This window comes from Rhodococcus sp. IEGM 1379 (assembly GCF_030056815.1).
In the GTDB taxonomy this organism is placed as follows: domain Bacteria; phylum Actinomycetota; class Actinomycetes; order Mycobacteriales; family Mycobacteriaceae; genus Rhodococcus_F.
The window spans coordinates 1-20461 of sequence record NZ_JASHKR010000077.1 but is presented as its reverse complement, the minus strand read 5'-3'; the positions used below and the strand labels follow the sequence as shown (position 1 = coordinate 20461).

At 58.1% G+C, this 20461-nt stretch carries 16 protein-coding genes and 2 pseudogenes; 11 read left to right on the top strand and 7 right to left on the bottom strand.

The genetic code is table 11. From position 1 onward, the window contains the following. Positions 1-406 (bottom strand): class I SAM-dependent methyltransferase (locus tag QM600_RS24580; protein ID WP_283264257.1); only part of this gene is annotated, 406 nt, incomplete at its 3' end. A 1117-nt stretch (positions 407-1523) separates the two neighbouring features. Between QM600_RS24580 and QM600_RS24575 the strand changes: the two genes are divergently transcribed. Further along, entirely contained in the window at positions 1524-2420 is an 897-nt protein-coding gene (locus QM600_RS24575; protein ID WP_283264256.1) for a hypothetical protein, read from the top strand. A 254-nt stretch (positions 2421-2674) separates the two neighbouring features. Beyond that, positions 2675-3511 carry a hypothetical protein gene (locus QM600_RS24570; protein WP_283264255.1) on the top strand — a complete coding sequence of 279 codons (837 nt, stop codon included), beginning with the start codon at positions 2675-2677 and terminating at the stop codon, positions 3509-3511. Positions 3512-4497: 986 nt separating this feature from the next. Here the strand turns inward: QM600_RS24570 and QM600_RS24565 are convergent. Then, a pseudogene (locus QM600_RS24565) lies at positions 4498-5714 on the bottom strand (IS110 family RNA-guided transposase). Positions 5715-6005: 291 nt separating this feature from the next. Between QM600_RS24565 and QM600_RS24560 the strand changes: the two are divergent. After that, positions 6006-7423 (top strand): annotated as a pseudogene (locus QM600_RS24560) (IS3 family transposase). A 442-nt stretch (positions 7424-7865) separates the two neighbouring features. Here QM600_RS24560 and QM600_RS24555 read toward each other — a convergent pair. Next, a complete protein-coding gene (locus tag QM600_RS24555) occupies positions 7866-8930 on the bottom strand; it encodes an IS630 family transposase (RefSeq protein ID WP_283264253.1) in 1065 nt (354 codons plus the stop codon). Between the two features lie 530 nt (positions 8931-9460). Between QM600_RS24555 and QM600_RS24550 the strand changes: the two genes are divergently transcribed. Next, positions 9461-10069 carry an SMI1/KNR4 family protein gene (locus QM600_RS24550; protein WP_283264252.1) on the top strand — a complete coding sequence of 203 codons (609 nt, stop codon included), beginning with the start codon at positions 9461-9463 and terminating at the stop codon, positions 10067-10069. Between the two features lie 224 nt (positions 10070-10293). Here the strand turns inward: QM600_RS24550 and QM600_RS24545 are convergent, their stop codons facing one another. Further along, a complete protein-coding gene (locus QM600_RS24545; RefSeq protein ID WP_283264250.1) occupies positions 10294-10623 on the bottom strand; it encodes a DUF4158 domain-containing protein in 330 nt (109 codons plus the stop codon). 1062 nt (positions 10624-11685) lie between these two features. Next, entirely contained in the window at positions 11686-12165 is a 480-nt protein-coding gene (locus tag QM600_RS24540) for a hypothetical protein (RefSeq protein ID WP_283264249.1), read from the bottom strand. Positions 12166-12256: 91 nt separating this feature from the next. On the opposite strand from QM600_RS24540, the gene QM600_RS24535 reads away from it, so the two are divergent. Both QM600_RS24535 and QM600_RS24530 read left to right on the top strand, forming a co-directional pair. After that, complete coding sequence (locus QM600_RS24535) at positions 12257-12682, top strand: hypothetical protein (RefSeq protein WP_283264248.1); 426 nt, start codon at positions 12257-12259, stop codon at positions 12680-12682. A 1113-nt stretch (positions 12683-13795) separates the two neighbouring features. Further along, positions 13796-14113, top strand: coding sequence for a hypothetical protein (locus QM600_RS24530; RefSeq protein ID WP_283264247.1), 318 nt, complete (start codon positions 13796-13798; stop codon positions 14111-14113). A gap of 55 nt (positions 14114-14168) precedes the next feature. On the opposite strand, the gene QM600_RS24525 is transcribed toward QM600_RS24530, so the two are convergent. Then, positions 14169-14294, bottom strand: a complete 126-nt coding sequence (locus tag QM600_RS24525; RefSeq protein WP_283264245.1) for a hypothetical protein — start codon at positions 14292-14294, stop codon at positions 14169-14171. A gap of 131 nt (positions 14295-14425) precedes the next feature. On the opposite strand from QM600_RS24525, the gene QM600_RS24520 reads away from it, so the two are divergent. The 4 genes from QM600_RS24520 to QM600_RS24500 all read left to right on the top strand — a co-directional run bounded on the left by QM600_RS24520 (position 14426) and on the right by QM600_RS24500 (position 17064). Next, the gene (locus tag QM600_RS24520) at positions 14426-14566 is read left to right on the top strand and encodes a hypothetical protein (RefSeq protein WP_283264244.1); all 141 of its coding nucleotides are present in this window, start codon (positions 14426-14428) and stop codon (positions 14564-14566) included. A 479-nt stretch (positions 14567-15045) separates the two neighbouring features. Further along, positions 15046-15453, top strand: a complete 408-nt coding sequence (locus QM600_RS30020) for a hypothetical protein (protein ID WP_502943093.1) — start codon at positions 15046-15048, stop codon at positions 15451-15453. Positions 15454-15634: 181 nt separating this feature from the next. Continuing rightward, complete coding sequence (locus QM600_RS24505; RefSeq protein WP_283264241.1) at positions 15635-16183, top strand: recombinase family protein; 549 nt, start codon at positions 15635-15637, stop codon at positions 16181-16183. Positions 16184-16374: 191 nt separating this feature from the next. Next, on the top strand, positions 16375-17064 hold the full coding sequence (locus QM600_RS24500; RefSeq protein WP_283264240.1) for an Abi family protein: 690 nt from the start codon (positions 16375-16377) through the stop codon (positions 17062-17064). A 415-nt stretch (positions 17065-17479) separates the two neighbouring features. Here the strand turns inward: QM600_RS24500 and QM600_RS24495 are convergent, their stop codons facing one another. Further along, complete coding sequence (locus tag QM600_RS24495) at positions 17480-18898, bottom strand: aspartate ammonia-lyase (protein WP_283264258.1); 1419 nt, start codon at positions 18896-18898, stop codon at positions 17480-17482. 412 nt (positions 18899-19310) lie between these two features. Between QM600_RS24495 and QM600_RS24490 the strand changes: the two genes are divergently transcribed. Next, the coding region (locus tag QM600_RS24490) for an MFS transporter (RefSeq protein ID WP_283264239.1) at positions 19311-20461 on the top strand (1151 nt) is incomplete at its 3' end.

Here is a 20461-nt window from a genome sequence, read left to right as displayed (position 1 = left end):
GGTAGCACCCCACGATGACCAAACACCCACCAGGACTGAGCATCCCCCGCAACCGCCCCAACGTCTCCTCCAACGGTAGGTGATGGAGCACCGCGACGAGCGTGATCGCATCGAAACGCTCACCGCGACCAACATCTGCCAAGGTCGAGCACCGAATCCTCACGGCGACATGCGAAGAGAACCGTGCAGCTGCGATCTGCTCTGTCGCAGAGTCCGGTTCCACACCGCTGACAGAATCGAATCGTTGCGCCAAGCGGTCGAGCAGGTTGCCCGTTCCGCACCCGACATCGAGAGCATTCGAATGCGACGTCCCGACCAGCTGCCGCAGCACCCACGGAATGTAGAAGTCGTTGTGACTCCACGGGTGTGCCTCGTTGAAACTGTTCAACCTGTCGATCACACCCATCGCCCGAGCTTACTGAGTCCACACACATCACATTCGTCGCCGACTCGCCTCAGCGTGTTTTGCCGAGCCCTGCGCGGACCGTACCCCAACGCCGCAACACCCGCCCGTCTCCTCCACGCGAGAATCGAGTAGAACAACCCGGACCAGACCTGGATGATCGTCACCATGACTATTGAACTGATCGAGCCGAACGAGGCACTGCACCAGTCATGGTTGGACGCACGCACAGAGTGGGGTGGCCCTCACCCACACCAACCCGGTACCGCACTGGGAATCGCCGAACGACTCGGCTTGAATCTAGGAAAACCCGAAGACTTCAAACAATGGGTGCAAGAACTCAATGCACAGCCTCACGGGCCGCAAACCCCTCACACGGTCCCGGCAACCACGAAGCGATGACTCTCATCGCCACCATCGCGACCATGACCAGGCGCCTCGCCCGAACCTGACCGTTCTCAATCACACTCTCACGGACGGTCCCCGTCTATGCCCACATCCGACGTGAATTGAGTACGAATTTCGGCTACCAAAGCACGAATGCGGCTTCAGTGAGTGCGAATTTGTAAAAGATCCCCCAAAAGTAGGAGCGAAACTTCAGCGCATGTTGCATTCTTGCAGGTCGTTAGTCCGCGATTCCGAAGATCTTCTCTTTGAAGTCCGACTAAAGTACTAGAAGCTCATTCCCCCAAAAGTACTAATGATTGAGTTCAGCTGCTCGGATTGCGGTTCGAGTGACGCCCCGAACCCGAGTTTCCGGCAGTAGCGAAGATTTGTCCAATTCCGTCAAATGGTTGCAAAGAGACTATTTGTGTGTGACGATCAGTGCCACGTTCGCGGTCGGGAGTTCATCAATCCGCTGGCCAGAGGCGGGAAATCTCGATGGACCTGGATGGGCGCACCCAGTTCGTCGGCGTCCAACGCTGCCAGTTGATTCGGAATTCGCACGTTTTGTCCGTGACAGCAATGCCTCTTGTCTGGAATTGAAATCTGGTGCGGATGATTGAAATTAATTTCAGTCGGCGTTGATTTTCGGTCTTTCGATGGGATTGACCCCTCGTGTTTGTGAAGACTATTCAGCATGTACTAAATAGATGTTCATGCAATGAAGTGGAGAATGATGAGAAAGAAATCGATGTTGACCAAAATCGGGCCAGTAGTGGCTGTGGCTACCGCAATTACTCTTGCCGGTGGGGGTGCTGCGTCTGCGCAGGATTCCGGTTCACTCGGGTCGTTGGGTCCATCCGGGTCGGCGAGTTCCGGTTCTTCCGGAAGCAGTGGCTCAGCAGGGTCGTCCGCGCCAGGTCCGAGCACACCCTACGAGTTCAAGAACTGGGATACATGCCAACTCGACAAGGTCTACGATCCCGACACAGGCCTGGGCACCTGCATGACGGTGATCATGCGGGACGGCGCTATGCACATCGGCAATCTCGACGTGCAGATTCCTGACGGCAGCCTGATGATTGCCGGTGGCGTTGCCGTTCCTGAGCCTGACAGCCAGGTGTTCGTGCCGGCCGCGGATGACGGGAAGTTCGGTGTGTATTCCACTCCGATCACGGTTCCGGGTGGTGCGTTCGGCACTGGATCGTCAGAGGCATTCGGTCTCACCGCAATTCAGGCGACGGTCGAAGCGGTGGCTCTGCCGTCGGTCGAAGTGTACAACCTTGCAGTGGAATTACCTGTTCGTCTGAAGCTCTCCAATCCGCTCCTGGGCAACAACTGCTACATCGGCTCCGCCGCCAATCCGATTCAGCTCTCGCTAGCACTCGAGGACGCCGGAGTCGCTGAGTGGATCTCGACCAACGGACCCGATGTCCCCGGCGGTGTCTGGCCGCAGGCTACCCATACAGCCTCGAACTTTGCAGTTCCTACGGCTTCCGGATGTGGTCCCCTGGGCGCCCTGAACTGGGCCGTCAATCTTCGTGCAGGCATCCCCTCGGGCGGTGCCGGCAACTCTCTCTCCACCACCAGCTCCGTATACAACGCTGCAGGATGGGAGGTGACGGATGCTTGATCTAGTGTAGAACTCCCGACTGGGACACTCCTGCCGAACGTTCAGGTTGAGACCATCGCGGATGATCGGTGGTTGACGATCTTCAGCGCGACTGCGATAGGGCGCTGTCAGTCTCAGATTCCCCCAATGTGCGCACTGTTTCCGGCCGCGCTGCGAATAAAATGTGAATGCTGTTCTGGCAGAGGCACATTTGGCAGGTAAATCAAATCCTATCGAGAATGCTGGTCGATTCAATAACCCATTGGAGATACTACGTGCAGAAATTCATCACCCGTTCAGCAATTCTCGCTGCAGTTGCAGCTTTGACTGTCGTCGGTGGCGGCGTCGCAACTGCTGCCGGCGCGACTGGAGGAGTTGGCGTTCAGCCGGTTTCGGCACCGATCCAGTCTGGGGCGAAGTTCGATTTCAAGAATTGGGATACATGCCAACTCGACAAGGTTTACGACCCTGACACAGGCCTGGGCACCTGCATGACGGTGATCATGCGGGACGGCAATCTGCGCGTTGGCAATCTCGACGTGCAGATTCCTGACGGCAGCCTGATGATTGCCGGTGGCGTTGCCGTTCCTGAGCCTGACAGCCAGGTGTTCGTGCCGGCCGCGAACGACGGGAAGTTCGGTGTGTATTCCACCCCCATCACGGTTCCGGGTGGTGCGTTCGGCACTGGATCGTCAGAGGCATTCGGGCCGACTGCAATTCAGGCGACGGTCGAAGCAGTAGCCTTACCTTCGGTTCAAGTTTACAACCTCGCCGTACAGTTGCCTGTTCGTCTGAAGCTCTCCAATCCGCTCCTGGGCAACAACTGCTACATCGGCTCCGCCGCCAATCCGATTCAGCTCTCGCTAGCACTCGAGGACGCCGGAGTCGCTGAGTGGATCTCGACCAACGGACCCGATGTCCCCGGCGGTGTCTGGCCGCAGGCTACCCATACAGCCTCGAACTTCACTGTTCCTACGGCCTCAGGTTGCGGCCTGTTCGGGTCGCTGAATTGGGCTGTGAACCAACGTGCAGGCTTGCCCTCCGGCGGTGCCGGAAACAGCCTTTCCACCACCAGTTCCGTGTACAACGCCGCAGGATGGGAGCTTGAGTAGCGTTGACCAACAAAATAATTCGACTCTACGAATGCAGCTCAACGGTAGTTCGGGAAGATTCGCATACACCAAGGAGAATTAAGATGACACAGAATTTCCTAAAGCGCAGTGGTGCCGTCGTCGCCGCAGTTTCGGCAGTGATGCTGACCGTAGCAGGGGTATCATTCGCTTCCACGACGATTACGCCTGCAAATACGCCGGTTACAGCAACGAGTAGCGACCTGCGGATTGCCACCCCCGGATATACCATGCGCTGTACCAGCGTTTCGGGGACAGGTTCCACCCCCGCGGCACCCGGCAACAACAATCCTTCCACAGGTGGGATCTCGATTGATATCGATAGTGTCAATCTGTCGAGCTGCACCCTCAACGGCCAGACTGCCGCCGTTGTAGGTAACGGCACTTGGAAGCTCAAGGTAGATCATGACGGGGCATCCCCTCAGGGGTCACTGATTATCCCTGCAGGTGGCGCAGTGGTAACGGTGCCGTCGAGCGGGTGTTCAATCACAGTGGGCGCAAGCACAATAGGACCATTGCCCTACGTCAAGCCCTCGGTGACCGCCTCGAACTCTGGAACAGTCAACTTCAACTCCACGGGCGGTGGCGTGTGTCCGCCCGCGGGTGCCGGCACTGCCACAATGACTGGCAAGCTGACCTTCTCTCCGGGGATCGACGTCACCCCCTGATCGGGTTCTCAGCCTGACCGTCCCGGCATCCGCACCCAGCGGGTACCGGGACGGTTGGTGCGTAGCCAAACTTAGCCTGAATCCGTGGAGACTGAAGTCGACCTACCAGCACGTAAATAGCGAAAGCTCCTCCCACAGTGGAATAATCGAAATTCTCACATCACAATTGTTCACACACAATACCTGTCCAAGAGCAGTACGAAACTTGAAGATCGATGACGAGGCCTCAGGTTCACCCCGGATGGTGGACACCGAGATAGCGGGACCAAGGGTTCCGCTGGGAGATATCCCCTCGGCAATTCAGTCAACTGCGACAGTGACTTCGTGCTGCCAGGCGATGGTTTCGTCGTACCGGGTCCGAGTCTTCAAACACCCGTGCAGGATCCCCACGAAGCGGTTCGAAACCCGGCGCAGCGCATCGTTGTGGGCGTTGCCGCGCTGCCTGCACTTGTCGTAGTAGTCGCGTGCACCTGGCGAACAGGTCAGGCAGGCGAAGGCCTGAGCCATGAGAGCGTCGGCGAGTCGGTCGTTGCGGACGAACCGTGCCGCCACAATTTTCTTCTTCCCCGACGCACGTGTGATGGGACTTGTTCCTGCATAATTCTTTCGGGCTCGTGCATCACTGTATCGATCTCGATCGTCGCCGAATTCTGCCAGCACCCGGGCACCGAGAACCACACCCAGTCCGGGCAGCGAGGTGATGATGTCGGCATCCGGGTGCTCACCAAAATGGGCTTCGACCTCAGTTCGGAGCGCATCCACCTCATCGACTATCGCCCGAAGCACCCCGATCGTCGCCTTGGTAGTGGCAGCGTAAGCCACGGTCACCTGATCGAGTTGGCGCAGGTGTTTCCCACGCAGCGCTACGGCTATCGTCTTGGCTTTGTCGTCGATATTGTGCCGGTGTGCATGTTTGAGTGCGGCTTTGATCTGGCCGGTGGTGTGAGCTTCGCGGCGGAGTCAGGGTCGGGTGCCTTTTCGAGCAGTTCGAGTGCATCGGCGGCGTCCAGATCGTCGAACGCGTCGAGGGCCGCGGGAAAGTATTCGCGCAGAGATTGCCGCAGTCGTTGGGTATGCCGTGTCCGTTCCCAGATCAGTGTCTTGTGCGCGCGAGTGATCACCTTGACTGCCTGAGCCCTGTCGGTGTCCCCTGCCGCCGGACGCAGTTGATGATGGTCGGTGCGGACCATGTCGGCCAGTGAATGTGCTTCTGTTGCATCGCTTTTAGCTCCAGATACGCTACGACGTTCCCGGAAACGCGATGCTTGGAGTGGGTTGACGCCGAATACCTGGTAGCCCGCCGCAGTCAAGGCGAGCACCCATGGCCCTCGGTCTGTTTCGATTCCGACCAGGACCGATTGATCGTCTCCTGTGGTGTGTGAGCCGATCATTGCGTGCAGTTTCTCGATACCTTCGATGCCTTCGGGGAGTCGTGCACGGGCGAGGGTCGATCCGCTCTCGTTCATCAATTCGACATCGTGGTGGTCCTCTGCCCAATCATCACCTACGAACAACATTGAATGTCTCCGATCATCCTGTTGCGCTATATGTTTCCGTGAGCCGCGGGCAACTGAAAGTCATCGTGATCGGATAGGAACTACTTCACTCTTTGACAGAGCCAATAATTCCGGGTGTCACATCGACCGTCCTTGCCCGATGTGACACCCGGCAGTGTCCGAAAATGGATCCCCTGCGTGCCAGGGTGAGTTGAGTCCACCGGTTCACAGCAACCCCGCCTGCAGGGCGAGATACGGATCAACCTCTCCATGACGATTTCCATCCCTGCGCCGGTCGAGGACAATGACCGCATGGCCTCTCCCCGCCCTCGAGCCGACGGCCCTCGCCGGCGACGAGCTTTCACCCCCGCAGACAAGCTGACCCATTTGGCCGCGTATGAGCTGGCATGCGAGGACGGCGGCGGTGGTGCATATCAGCGCCGTGAAGGCCTGTACTCCTCGCTGATCTGCGAGTGGCGCAAGCAACGCGACGCCGGCGTTCTTGACGGCAAGAAGCCTGGTGTGAAGGTCGGAAAGCTCACCGCAGAGCAAGCCGAGATCGCCCGCCTGACTCGTGAACTGGAGCGCGCAAACAAGCGGTTAACCACGACCGAAGCCGCCCTGGACATCATGGGAAAAGCACACGCTCTCTTGGAATCGCTCTCCGAGAGAGCGGATCCGGGAGACAAGCCGGGCAAGCGCTGACCGCCGCGTGGACTGAACTGGCCGAAGCTGGAGTCTCGACGAGGATGGCGAGTGCGCTGACGGGCGTCATCCGTTCGACCGCGCTGCGGCGCCGAACTGCTGCTGCCACACCCAACCGCGCACCTGCGTCGGTGGCCGAACCGGCGAACAAGCTGACCACCATCGAACGCCGCCGCATCCTTGAGATTCTCAACAGTGATCGTTTCGTCGATCAAGCACCACTCGAGGTATACGCGCAACTACTCGACGAGGGAATCTACGTGTGCTCGGTGTAGACGATGTACCGGGTGCTGCGAGAGAACGCGCAGGTCGCCGAGCGTCGGAGGCTGGCCCGACACCCCGCGAAGGCTTGTCCGGAACTGGTGGCGACCGCACCTCGGCAGGTGTACTCGTGGGACATCACCAAACTCGCCGGTCCCGTAAAGGGACAATATTTCGATGCTTACGTGATGATCGACATCTACTCTCGTTACATAGTCGGCGTTCACGTCCACACACACGAGTCAGGTTTGCTTGCAAGGGAATTGATGGAGAACACCTTCTCGGTCCACGGCATTCCGCAGGTCGTCCACGCTGACCGGGGTACTTCGATGACCAGTAAAACCGTCGCTGCACTACTCGCAGATCTCGAGATCACCCGGTCGCATTCACGGCCGCAGGTGTCGAACGACAACCCATACTCGGAAGCGGTGTTCAAGACTTTGCAGTACGGACCGTTGTTCCCTGAGCGCTTCGGATCAATCAGCGAAGCAAGAGAATTCATGGACGTTTTCACCGCTTGGTACAACCATGAGCATCGACATACCGGTATCGGTCTGCATACTCCCGCCGATGTTCACTTCGGTTTGGCTGCGAGCAAAGCGGCAGACCGCCGGAGCGTTCTCGCTGCCGCTCGGGCGAAACACCCTCACCGCTTCGGCACGACGGCCGCACCAAAGATCCTCGATCTGCCAGACAGTGCCTGGATCAACCGACCCATCGACGAATCTGACATCCCGGAGGCGACGGAAACGGCAGCCGCCTAACTCCCGCGGGACTCAACTCCCTTGACAAGTTCCGATCGAATGAGAGACGACCGAAGTAGCGCATAACTACGCAAAGGGGTTGCGCGGCGGTCGGGGTCAGGATTCTGCTCTGCGCATACGATCGAGCCATCGGAGGAGATCACTTCTTTGTTTACGGAACACCAAGTTGGAGGCTGAAATTGTGAATCGCCCAAGAGGTGTCGCTGTAGCAGCTGTCGCGGTTGCGGTTGTCCTCGTCGGTTCGTACTTTGTGCTCACCGATCGAGGCCAGGACCAAACGCCTCGCACAACGATCCCTACGACGGTTCAGCAGTACGACGATGGTGCGCCGCAAACCTCGGAAGACTTTGAGAGAGATTCGAAAATGGGACGCAGCTCAAGGGAGACTCCGGTGCCGGGGTCGAATACCGTCATTGAGCCGGGGGGAATTCAGCGGAGGGTCCTAGTGCGATGTTCTTGAAGTTTTTCGACGGTCAGCTTTCGCGAGTATCTGCTCCACGGTTTTCGTCCAGACGAACGGCTGCGCCCGCGGGTTCCATCCGTTGATGAAGTCACGGATCTTGCTCGTGAGTTCACGAACACTGCGGAAGGTCCCCCGGTGGATCGCTTGGCGTTCGATGATTCCGAACCACACCTCGACGAGGTTCATCCACGATGCCGACGTCGGAGTGAAATGGACGTGGATTCGCGGGTTCGCCGCCAACCAGTCCCGAACTTCCTGCTTTTTGTGAGTGGCATAGTTGTCCATCACCAGATGCAGTTCCTGATCCGGATACGCCCGGGCGACATGTTTGAGGAACACCAGAAACTCCTGGCGACGGTGCCGAGGCCGACAGATTCCGGTCACCTTTCCGGTCGCGATCTCCAACGCCGCAAACAAGGTGGTGGTGCCGTTGCGGACGTAGTCGTGGGTTTGACGTTCGGGGATCCCGATCTGCATAGGCAACGTCGGCGCCGTTCGATCGAGTGCTTGGATCTGCGATTTTTCGTCCACGCAGAGCACGATCGCGTTCTCCGGTGGCTCCAAGTACAGGCCGACGATGTCGGTGACCTTCGCGACCAACTCGGGGTCGGTGGAAAACTTGAATGTTTCACTGCGCCACGGCTGCACACCGTATTCACGCCACGCATCGGCAACAGTGCTGTTGCTGATCCCCAGCCGCTCCGCCAGCAATCTGGTGCTCCAATGCGTAACACCGAGCTTCTTCGGTGGCGGCATCAAGGTTTCCGACACGATCTTGCGGTGATCGATCGTGCGGGGACGCCCTGATCGCGCTTCGTCGACCAGTCCGTTCATCCCGGCTTCGTCGTAGCGTGCCCGCCAGGTGATCACGGTCTGACGGGTCACGCCCACCAGTTCGGCGATCCGCGTGTTCGATTCGCCTTCGGATGCGAGCACGATGATCCGAGCACGTTGCGCGATACCTGCCCGTACCGATCGCGATCGCATCAACGCCGTCAAACGCGTGAGATCTCCGTCCCGCAAAATCAGTGCTGCAACTCGCATACATGCAAGTATCTCAAACTTGACTGTCTAATTATTTATCCCACGCCGCACTAGGAGCACTGTGGGGGGCGAGCGGGTCAAACACGATCTAGTCAGAATCGAGCGTGCGTTCGCGTCGTACGAGATTCCAGCCCGTAACTGAAACGAGTGCCCCGACTGCGGCCCCGAAAATGGGTCCACCAACGATCATGCCACTTTCATTCGTCAGAACCGTGCCATTTGTCGCTGAAAGTCACACCGGTCCGCCTCGTCGACCAGCTCGGAATCCGTCATCCCTCGCCTGACGTCCTGCACCGCGAAACCTCCCAGAGCTTGTTTTGTGTGGGGTACCCCATCCGCTCGCAATCAGACACTGGCGGAGACCAAGATCGATTCTGAGATAGCGGGCCAAACAATGATTCATGGAGGGGCGTCTCCGGGTGCCGGCCAGGTAGGCGGTGGTTAAAGCAGTTGCAAGACAACCCCGCCACCCTACGATGAATATCGGAACTTGACTCCACTTCACCGATACCGATCCCGAAGGGAAGCCCGTGAATCTCGAAGAGCAATGGAACAGACTCACAGCATGGTGCACTGAATATGCACCTTTGACCGCCACAAGTATTCGTCCCGGGGCGAGCCTGGATGAAATACGCGTAGTGGAGAATTCACTTGATATCGCGTGGCCCGGGGAGCTGGTGGAGTTCTACCAGCTACAGAACGGACAGAGCAGTTGGAATCCCGGAAGCGATTTTTTTGCCGGGACCATCTTTCCCAGTAAAGAAATTCTATCTTTGCCGGATATCCTGCAACTCAGGGAAACCATGCTGGAAGCATGGAAAACACTCGAAATCAGTCCTGACTTCGACACACTCGCCAGCAACGCCCCGCAAGCAGGCACCGTGTCCTACACGTTTCATCCGCTTTACATCCCATTTGCCAGCCTCGACGATGTCCACTACGTCGTCGACTGCCGCCCCGGGCCGCAACACGGGTGTGTGATCGAGTATGCACATGAAAGCGTTGACGAGGGGGGCGTGGAATTCGAATCGGTTGCCTCACTGCTGGCCGCATTAGCTGACAGCTTGTACGCAGGAACCAAATTCGGGTTTTGGAAAGCAAGCGTCGAGGAAGGGCTTATCGATTGGAGTATTCCCTGACATCTGACACGTACGGGACGGGGGTGCGGCCGCCGTAGCGACCACACCCCCGAAGCCTGTCTAGTTCGCGTTTACATAGAAGGATCCATTCAGTTGAACTCGATAGTTCCGGAAGAATGGATTGGTCAGCCCTCCTTGTGAGGAGTTGTTCCCGACCGGCACCTGGCAAGCACTCCACCCCAGCGGGTTAGTCGTACCTGCGAGAGGCAGTGGAGGGTTGGGGATTAGTAACTCAAGCCGTACTCGCGCTGGATCTCCCAGGCATGTTCGAGTTTGGTCTTCTCCCGCTCGGTGTACTGCTTCACACACGAGGAGTCCTCGATACCCAACTGCTCGGCGAGATAATCAACCAACTCCAGGGGCGCGTCGAGAGGATCGGCCAAAAACATTCCGAGTTGGCGGACCGTCACGATCTGAAGGGCGAACCCCAACCGGTTGTAGTCCCGACGCCGACCCGCGATCAGCTTCCGGTCTTCGGCATCGAGGTAAAAGAACCGTTCCAACTCAACACGGGACAACGCCCCGAACCGGCCGTAGCCGCCCTCATCGGTCATGCCGACATGAAATCACCTGTAGGTCCATGCCGCTGGATGTTCAGTGCTTAGCGCCGGATTGGGCGGATTTGCTCCTCGACCCCCGGGTACACGGACTTTGAACCACCTGGATTTCGGATCGTCGACCGAACTCGAGGCTTCTCCGGCGATGTCGACCCACGCGGGGCCGTGATCCCGTGCGATCTCGGCGAACACTGCCCATGGGAGATGAACGGCAATGGACCTGGCCTGGTGGGGACCGCTCTACCCGCTTGTTATCTGGCTCTTTTCGTTCGGCCTGATCTGATTCGGCTCTCTTGCGGATAAGAGCAACAAGACGGAAACCGACGAGGTGGCAATGATATTGGAGATCGATGATCCAATCGTACCTACGGGACTGTCCGTTCCACGAACATTTAGACATCCTTATCCAATCATCAGGTGCGATAGTTTCGAATACATATCCGTAAAATCTGGTTGTGTAATTGCCCCATTCGCTGCAACCCACTCATTACCCGTTCTCGACCTGACTACCACTAAACGTCCAGCACCCCAACTAATGGACCATGTCCTGTGGGGACAGAATTCAGGACTGCCAGGAAGTCCCGCTCTTATCGAACAACCGAATAAAGTTATGCACCCGCTACACAGAATAGAGTACGGGAGCAAACAGGCGGATAACAATAGGGCGACCGCGTGCCCGAGATACAAATCTGGTTACAACCGACCTCTTCCAACAGATAGCGGTGAGAAATATGAATGCGATGAGTACCCGTTCTCTGTAACCGATGAAGGGGCGAAGAAATACCCGAACGGAGGCAGGTCATTTTGGTGGTGCAACGTACCTGCACTGCCAAATGGCGGCGCCATAAACTGGATCCCTCAAAGAAATGGATGGAGCGCATGCTACATCACGGAACAGCAGAATGGAGATGGAGGTCGACTTCTTCCATCCTTCCATCACAAGAACAGGATTCTTTACAAAGCCGACGACCAGTATGACGGATATTTTGTAAACCCTTACCATCGATGATCTGACAACACCGGCGGGCGCTCCTACTTCGAGGGGCGCCCGTCGGTCAATCACCCTCTCAGTCGAACGACTTGAGTGGGCGGTCGTTCTATAGAGTCGGGCCAGATCTGCATCAGATATCTTTCGGCAAGCTGATCCTCCGGTTTCTGCATTTCAACTGGGCTTTCCCTGCCCGTTTCATACAGCCTGATCCGGTAGCCGCCGGGATGAGAGATGAGGCTTTCGGCAGGAAAAGTTTCGGTCTGCATGAACTCGACGTCGACCAATCGAACATCTCCGGTATCGAATCTCACCGAAACTTCTTGCATGGAATCCCACCCGGCTTCCTCCATCGGGGGATCTTCGGAGTATATCTCCGAGCGGAAATGGACAGCACCCCTTGTCGCGCCTGTTGTAATAACAAGCATTCGCTGATCTGGATCCCAGATCATCATGTCTGTTGACCACCCAGGAAAATCCTCGAACTCGATATTCGTCTGCTGGAAAGCTACTACCGAACCTAGATATACATAGACAGCTGATTCGATCATTTCAGCCCCTCACCCGTAACTCCGACCGGCGGAGGTACAATAAAGACAACAATTTGGCAGATTACAAGACCTGTCCGAGAGGTTACACCTGATGAGCAGACGAGCTCTCACATTTGTTCTAATCGGTATGGCCATCATTTGCACGATTGCCATACTCATTGTCTCATTTATCCGAGGAAACGATGGCGGCACCCAATCCGCACCGTCAGTAGGCACGCCCTCGATCCGACTCGATTGGGATATGGGCCCGGTCCCTGCTGGCGACCCCGCCCAAACAACCGTCTCCTTGCCTGGCAGCATCGATCTGAGACTTTACGAAGATGCGGTTCGTGAACAGGCGATGCGTGATCACGAACCGCTTTCTGTGAAGCAGGTCGAGTGTCTCGCTGCGGGAGTGATGCCTACCCCGGGACTTCGTTTCGCCTGCGATGTATACCTAGTTGACGGAACAAAGCCGACGTACTACGTGACATTGACCGACACCAAGGATGATTTCAAGATCGATCGCGCTAAATAGTCTCGACCTTGTGCGGCATCCAGTTCCTGGACTTCCCTAGGACTTCGCCCCATCTTTGAATCCCTGTCGGAGTCCTTGTTGGTCATCGGCGTGTCCGTCGGGTTGCTGTTCCCTGGTCGTAAGGCCTGGGCGGGGACTGATCAGACGTCTGGCCTCGTGGCGAAATCCGAACTGTCAATCACTACAGCCTCCACGGCAATGGCAATGCGTGTATTCCCTGACCCCTGGGGCCAACGCCACACTATGCATATTTATGCGCTTGTTCGGTTCGTCTCTCATTCGATCCTTTCTCGGACACTGCAGGACTCACATTGGCAGGGGCGGGCGACCTTTCGTTGTGACTTTCGGCTGAATGTGGCGTGGTTTTCTGCGGGGAACGTGGCAGCGTCGGAAGGTGCGCTATCGGACGTGGCCGTCACAGTTTTACGGTGCAGCGATTGTCGCCATCGCCGGTCCCGGATGTTTGTGAACTGAAGTTCATATCCTTACTCGACGCAGATGGGGACAAGGGATACGAGATGCCTGTTTGCGGTCGGAAAGTGTGCTGGCCAGGTGATTTCGGTGAGACGGTGCGATAACCGAAATTATCGTCACCGACCGCGCACAAACCGCGAGTGACATAGTCGGAAGGTATTCGGCACAGAATTTCGGGTCGTTGACCTTGCCGTTCAAGGACATCGAGGTCACACCCGAGCAAGACGCGTTTCTCGCCGGAGCCGCGGCGGCCTTGAGAAGTGCGTGGCACAGCGAGTGATGACAAATCGTCGCCCGCCGCTTACTAGCTCGTTGTTTCTATAGAGCGGTTCGGATCCCAATACGTCACTGACTCGCCGTCGACGGCCGAGAATCGGCTTTCACGTAGACGTCGATCGGGTCACACCGAGAGCAAATCGATGGTTCAGTGCACTGCCGCATGTGCTCGAGCGGCTACCGATTTATCCGTATTCGTCACATGAGACCGTTAAGTCGGTACTGTTCTGCCAAGCGCTGACCTGCGGCGCTTACCTGGCCCTTCCCGATAGGGAAGGGCCTCCGAACTGGGGTGGGGGCAAACTTGCCCTTCCGTAACGCTGGATATGCCCCGGATACCGGCTACATAGGGAGCTGACCACCATGCGACGCAATTTGACTCGATCCGTGATCCTGACCGCGGGGCTATTCCTGGCCGCAGCCCCGGCAGTCGCCCACGCGCAAGACTCCGTCGGCGGCGGGAGCCTTCCCGCAGGCAGTTCCGTCCTGTCGGGTTCCGCCACCCTCTGGGAGGCCAATCGGTTCAACCGGACCTACACCCCGCAGCAGATCAAGGAGTGCTGGGACGTCGCAGCCCCAGACGGCGTCACAACCGGGCAGTTTCCGGGTGCGTGCCCCAGTCAACCGATCACCGCTCTGGATCTCTTTGCAGGAAACCTGCTGTTCGGCTCCATGGGTTGATTCAGCGCACCACCTTTCGAGTCGGCACCACGTCCTGTGGCGTCGACCCGAGCGGTCACCGCGGCGAGGCAACTGCGGACGGGGCTGCTGCCATACCGAAGAACATCGAGGACACCAGAAACCCTCCGGCGCCGGGCCGCGAGAAGCACTGAGCCAGCAGCCCGAACTCGACAGGGACCAACGGCCCCCACCGTCGGTGCGGGCCGTTTCGTTGGCTTCTCGACCTACAGCTGACAGTCGCCGGCTACTGGTGAGAAGTCCATTCCCAGACGGGGTGCTTCTCGTACCATCTGAGACCGTCCCACCGATGCGGTGTCCGTCGTCGCTGGTGAACGCGACGACGACGAACTCGGTAAAGAGTTCGTCGCATTCTGCGACGTTGACGACCCAGAACATCCTCGGGCGCAGCGAAGGTCCGCACTGGCTCACCACCACGAGGACGCAGCCTTCTAACACAGTCCGAGCCCACGCCCACCACGCAGAAAGCCCACAGCCCGAACAGAAACGAGTGCCAACCCGACGGATCGGTGACAGCATCACCGACAAAGATCGGTCCACCAAGGAAGATCAACCCCGCCAAACCCGCGAACGGCGCCCACGCATCCAGTCTCGACTCCGCACGCCGATGATTCACTCGCCTCATCTAGGCAAATAAGCATGGCAGGAGTCATACAACGCATGCACCACGTTTCTCGCGCCTGCGGCCGGCTTGCCGAATATTGCATCGGCGACGGCTTCGCCGAAATCTCAGGCACTCCTCCCTGATCGACGACCTCGACGCCGTCGCCGGAGTCAACCTGGAACGCGTGGCCTGACAACAACACCGTGTGCCCGTGCGGCGGGTCTGAGGCCGCCGCAGCAGGCCTGCCATCTTCAGCGACAAATACCGTGCCACTTACCGCTGAAGGTCACAAGTCAAGCGGCACATTGCCGTGGATGTGAACGGACTGTTGCTCGCCGTCGTCGTCACCGCTGCCTCGATCCAGGACCGCGACGCCGCGCACCGACTCCTGACCGCACTGCGCGGCAGTTTCTCCCACCATCCGGCTGGTCTGGGCCGATGGCGGTTATCCCGGGCGTTTGCCTGTCTGGGCGAAAGATGTTCTCGCCCTCCCTATTCAGATCATCAAACGCATACCCGGCGCCACCGGTTTCCACGTCCGTCCCCGCGTTTGGGTGGTCGAGAGAAGTTTCGCGTGGATCAACAAGCATCGCCGCTGCGTGCGAGACTACGAAACCAGACCCGACCACCACGAAGCCATGGTTCACATCGCGATGATCGCGACCATGACCAGGCGACTCGCCCGAACCTGACGGTTTTCAAACACACTCTTAGATAGCGGAATTCCTCGGGGCCGCCCGCTACGCTGCATGATGCGTTGACCTGTTGAGACCAAGTTCGTATTTGGAAAGTCGGAGACGATTTTCGGTGAGCTGGCAGAAGATATGTTCCGAAACTCGTGTCCAAAACCGATGGTTCAATATGAGGCTTGTCGGTGAGTTCTGGAACACTGCTGCCTCATGGGTGAACCTTTAGGCTACGCGAGGGTCTCGACTGCCGATCAGACCAATGATCCGCAGAGCGACGCTCTCAGCGCGGCGAGCTGTTTCAAAGTCTGGACCGAAACCGCGTCCGGTGCAACGACGACCCGGCCGCAACTGAGCGACCTCCTGTCGCATCTTCGTGACGGAGACACCCTTGTCGTCTGGCGCCTCGACCGGTTGGGTCGCTCACTCCCCCACCTACTGCAGACCGTGGAAGACCTCGCCGACCGCGGTGTCGGGTTCAAATCGTTGACCGAAGCGATCGACACCACCACCTCCGGCGGCAAACTGATCTTTTCCATCTTCGGTGCTCTCGCCGAATTCGAACGAAATCTGATCAGGGAGCGGACTCAGGTCGGTCTCGCCGCGGCCCGAGCCCGGGGCCGTACCGGCGGCCGGCCACCGAAGATGACGTCCACGAAACTCGCCCAGGCACAACGGATGCGGGAGAACGGAATGCACCTGACCGACATCGCCGAAATCATTGGCGTCGGCAGGACAACGCTGTACCGGCATCTGAAATAGATTTTCTTACAACGTCTTTCATCGATCTGCGATGACATTCCCAGGCTGTCAGTGCATTCTCACCGAAAAAGGGAAAGCCTCGGGTCCGTGAACGGAGTACCGAGGCTTCCATATCCTGGCCTAAGTAACATAACCGAAGTCAGCGGTCCTCAAAGGCTTACAACCGACAGCGTACGCGAAGCAGGAGTTACATGGCAAAGGACACTGACGACTGGGTGCAGCGTTGGCTGAGCCCCGAACGCTTCGCGACGTATGTCCGCAAGGCCGGCGGTTCACGGGAAAGAGCATTGCACCTCTACGAGTGGAATGCCCAGCTCAGTGCAGCGTTCCTGCACGATTTGGCGCATCTGGAAGTGGGCTTGCGCAATGCCTACGACCGCGAACTACTCCAGGCGTGCGTGGGCGAGGACATGCACTGGACGGAGCCGACCACCACCGGGCACTTGTTTCCGAAACACCTGAGATGGGACCCGGTGGGACAACGCGACGTCGATGCGAACAGCACACCACGTGGACAGATCTCCTCTGCCCGCAAGCAAGCCAGAAACGCCAACGGCGATACGGTCGTTGCAGGAAAGGTTGTGGCGGAGCTGATGTTCGGGTTCTGGACCTTCCTCACCTCGGATTTTCACGAAAAATCTTTGTGGGTTCCCTACCTGCACAAGGCGTTTCCGTCGGGAACCGATCGCGCTGCGCTGCACCATGCGCTCACCGCTTTGCGTGAGTTCCGCAATCGTGTCGCTCACCATGAACCGATCCTGTCCGCACCGGAATCTGCTCGCCGCCAGATCGTGTACGTCACGAAACTCTTGTCACCGGAAGCACTGGCTCATCTCAACGACCACAGTCAGGTATCGACGATCCTCGCTCACAAGCCATAACAGACCGTGCCATGCCAAATAGTTCTGTAAAAACCGGCGCCAAATAGTCACGGACCGGGGCGGTACCGGCGGTCAGCCACCCGAAGATAACATCGACGAAATCATCGGCGCCGGAAGGACAACGCTGTATCGGCACCTGAAATAGCCCTGGCAGTCAACTCGCCGGTCTACTTGCCGTCGCGGGTCTCGGACCGACCGAAATCGTGTTGTCCTGCGTTTCACCGTGGTCGGGCGTTTCGTCGAATCGGTCGACGCCTCTGATCAGTGGTGTTGCGATCACCGCATGAACCCAAGCATTGTCATACCGCACTGAGAGAACAGGAAAGCAATGCCTCGCAGTGTCTCCAGGGATTTTCCGGACCTACGCGCAGCGACTTATCTGTGTGTCCGTGTGTCCTGGCACCACGTTGGACGCTCAGTGAGGTTCAAGTGCTTTCACTCCCGCAACCCGTACCGGGTTCAGAAGCTGATCAAGCTTCCCCTGGCTGACCAGACCGCTCTCGATCGCAAGTTCCATGACACCGCGGCCGCTATCGAGCGCTTGCTTCGCGATGCTCGCGGCAGCCGTATACCCGATCTCGGGAACCAAAGCAGCGGTAAGCGCGATCGACGAGGCAAGGTGCCGATCCAAATTCACCCGGTTGGCGACGATACCGTCGATGCAGTTGTCGGCCAGGGTGCGACAACCGGCTGTGAGCCGGATCGCGCTGTCGAAGAGAGACTTGGCGATCACAGGTTCGAAGGCGTTGAGCTGGAGTTGCCCTGCTTCAGCAGCGAAAGAGACTGTGATGTCCTTGCCGATGACGTCGAATGCGATCTGATTGACGACCTCGGGGATGACCGGATTGACCTTGCCCGGCATGATGCTCGAACCGGCCTGTCTGGGCGGAAGCTCGATTTCTCCGAACCCCGTACGTGGTCCCGAGGACAGGAGTCTGAGATCGTTGCAGATTTTGGACAGTTTGATTGCAACTCGCTTCAGGGTCCCGGAAGTGTGCACGAACACTCCGGTATCTTGGGTCGCCTCAACCAGGTCCGGAGCACTGATCAGAGAGTGGATGCCGGTGAGGTTCCGTAGCTCGGTCACCACGACTTGCGCATAATCGGGTGGTGTGTTGAGTGCCGTGCCGATCGCGGTTCCACCCAGATTGAGTTCGCGCAGTAGAGCACGAGTTTCCTCGACTCGCTGCCGGTCTTCGCCGATCATGACTGCGAAGGCACCAAATTCCTGCCCGAGTGTCATCGGCACCGCATCTTGCAGCTGTGTGCGTCCAACCTTGAGAAGGTCCGAGAACTCGGCCGCCTTCTGTGAGAGCGAGTCTTCGAGTCGTGCCATCGCATCGAGTAGAGCGCCGAGGTACCGATCGAGAGCGAGCTTGATCGCGGTGGGATACACGTCATTGGTGCTCTGGCAGAGATTGACGTGATCGATGGGATGGATCGTGACGTAGTCGCCCCGCCTCCGACCGAGTATTTCCAGGGCCACGTTCGCGAGCACCTCGTTCGCGTTCATGTTCGTCGACGTGCCTGCACCTCCTTGGATTGCATCGACGACGAACTGATCGCGATGCTCTCCCCTGCGGATCGTTTCGCAGGCGGCGACGATAGCCGCACCCACCTCCTTGTCGAGCAAACCCAACTCGGTGTTCGCTGTGGCTGATGCCTGCTTCACCACGGCGAGCGCATTGACGAATTCGGAATAGTTGCCGATTGTCGTGGCTGTGATCTGGAAGTTGGTCACCGCCCGGGCGGTGTGAGCACCGTAGTAGGCATCACTGGGGACTTCGACTTCGCCGAGGGAGTCCCGTTCGGTTCGCGTCGTCTGGGGGTTCATCTTCACCGCTGGCACCTTGTCTTCTCGCAGGTTCGGCCACATCAGCACGCCGGCGTCGCCAGAACAAGCGTCGTCGGCGATGCCCGATGGCCATGGGTGTGGATTCACACTGTGTCGGATCGGACATCCGGTAGTGAACAAATTGTTCGCCAGCAACAAACAGTAGCCAAGCCGCCCGCGAAAGTCGACTCTTGTCACCCAAGTGCAGGTTAAGCGGATAAAGTCGCCACAACGTAGGATGAGGGCTTGCAATGAGGCGCGTATCACGTTCTAATGTTCGCCAGCAGTACACACTTTGATCACTCACCAACGAAGTGCACTGTGTGCCGAATGACGGCGTCGGATTCGCCGAGATTCCGGTTCATTCCCCTTCTGCACGGACACGATCGACCTACATTCCGAGAGGACCCCGATGTCCACCACACCCAGCCCTCACCCGGTGCGGCCCAACCAGTCAAGACGCGTCGCCTTGTCAAGCCTCGCCGGTACCACCATCGAGTGGTACGAGTTCTTCATCTACGCGATCGCCGCCGCCCTGGTTTTCGACAAGCTGTTCTTCCCGAACTTCGATCCGGCGGTCGGCAAGATTCTGTCCTTGTCGACCTTCACCATCGCGTTCATCGCACGACCGATCGGTGCCGCGGTGTTCGGACACTTCGGTGACAGGATCGGACGGAAGAAACTCCTCGTCGTCACGCTCTCGATCATGGGCGGGGCAACCGTCCTCATCGGCGCACTGCCGACGTACGACCAGATCGGCATCTTCGCACCACTGCTACTGACAGTCCTCCGCTTCGCCCAAGGGTTCTCCCTCGGCGGCGAGTACAGCGGCGCAGTCCTCATGAGCGTCGAACACGCACCGGAGAACAAACGAGGACTACTCAGCTCGATCGTCAATACCGGATCCGCGTTGGGTCTGATGCTCGCAAACCTGGTCTTCCTGGTTCTCGAGAAGCTACCCGAGGATGCCTTCATGTCCTACGGATGGAGGATTCCATTTCTCCTCGCGGGCATCCTCGTGTTCTTCGGAATTTTCATCCGAGTTTCACTCGACGAGAGCCCCGAATTTCAGAAGGTCGCCAAAGAAGGCAACATCGAGAAGATGCCGGTCAAGATCGTTCTGACCCGGTACCCGAAGCTTGTAATCCTGATGGCACTGTCCTACCTGTCCATCGGGACCGTCTTCTACATACTCACCGTGTTCTCAATCTCGTACGGCACCGGGCAAATCGACATCGACGAGGCGTTGATCTTGCGGTTGATCCTCTTCTCGACCGTCTTCCTTGTCGCTGGCATCCCGTTCTTCGGCTGGCTCTCGGATCGATACGGCAGGCGTCGAATATTCATCGCCGGCGTCGTCGGACTTTCGGTCCTACCCTGGGCCTGGTTCCCGATGTTCGGCTCGGGCAACGCAGTCGTGATGTTCATCGGCTTCCTGCTGCTGTTCATCCCATACTGTGCAAACTACGGAACCATGCCAGCTCTCTTCTCCCTCGTCTTCCCCCCCTCCGTTCGCTACACCGGCTTGGCCATCGGGTACACCCTCGGCACGCTCGCCACCTC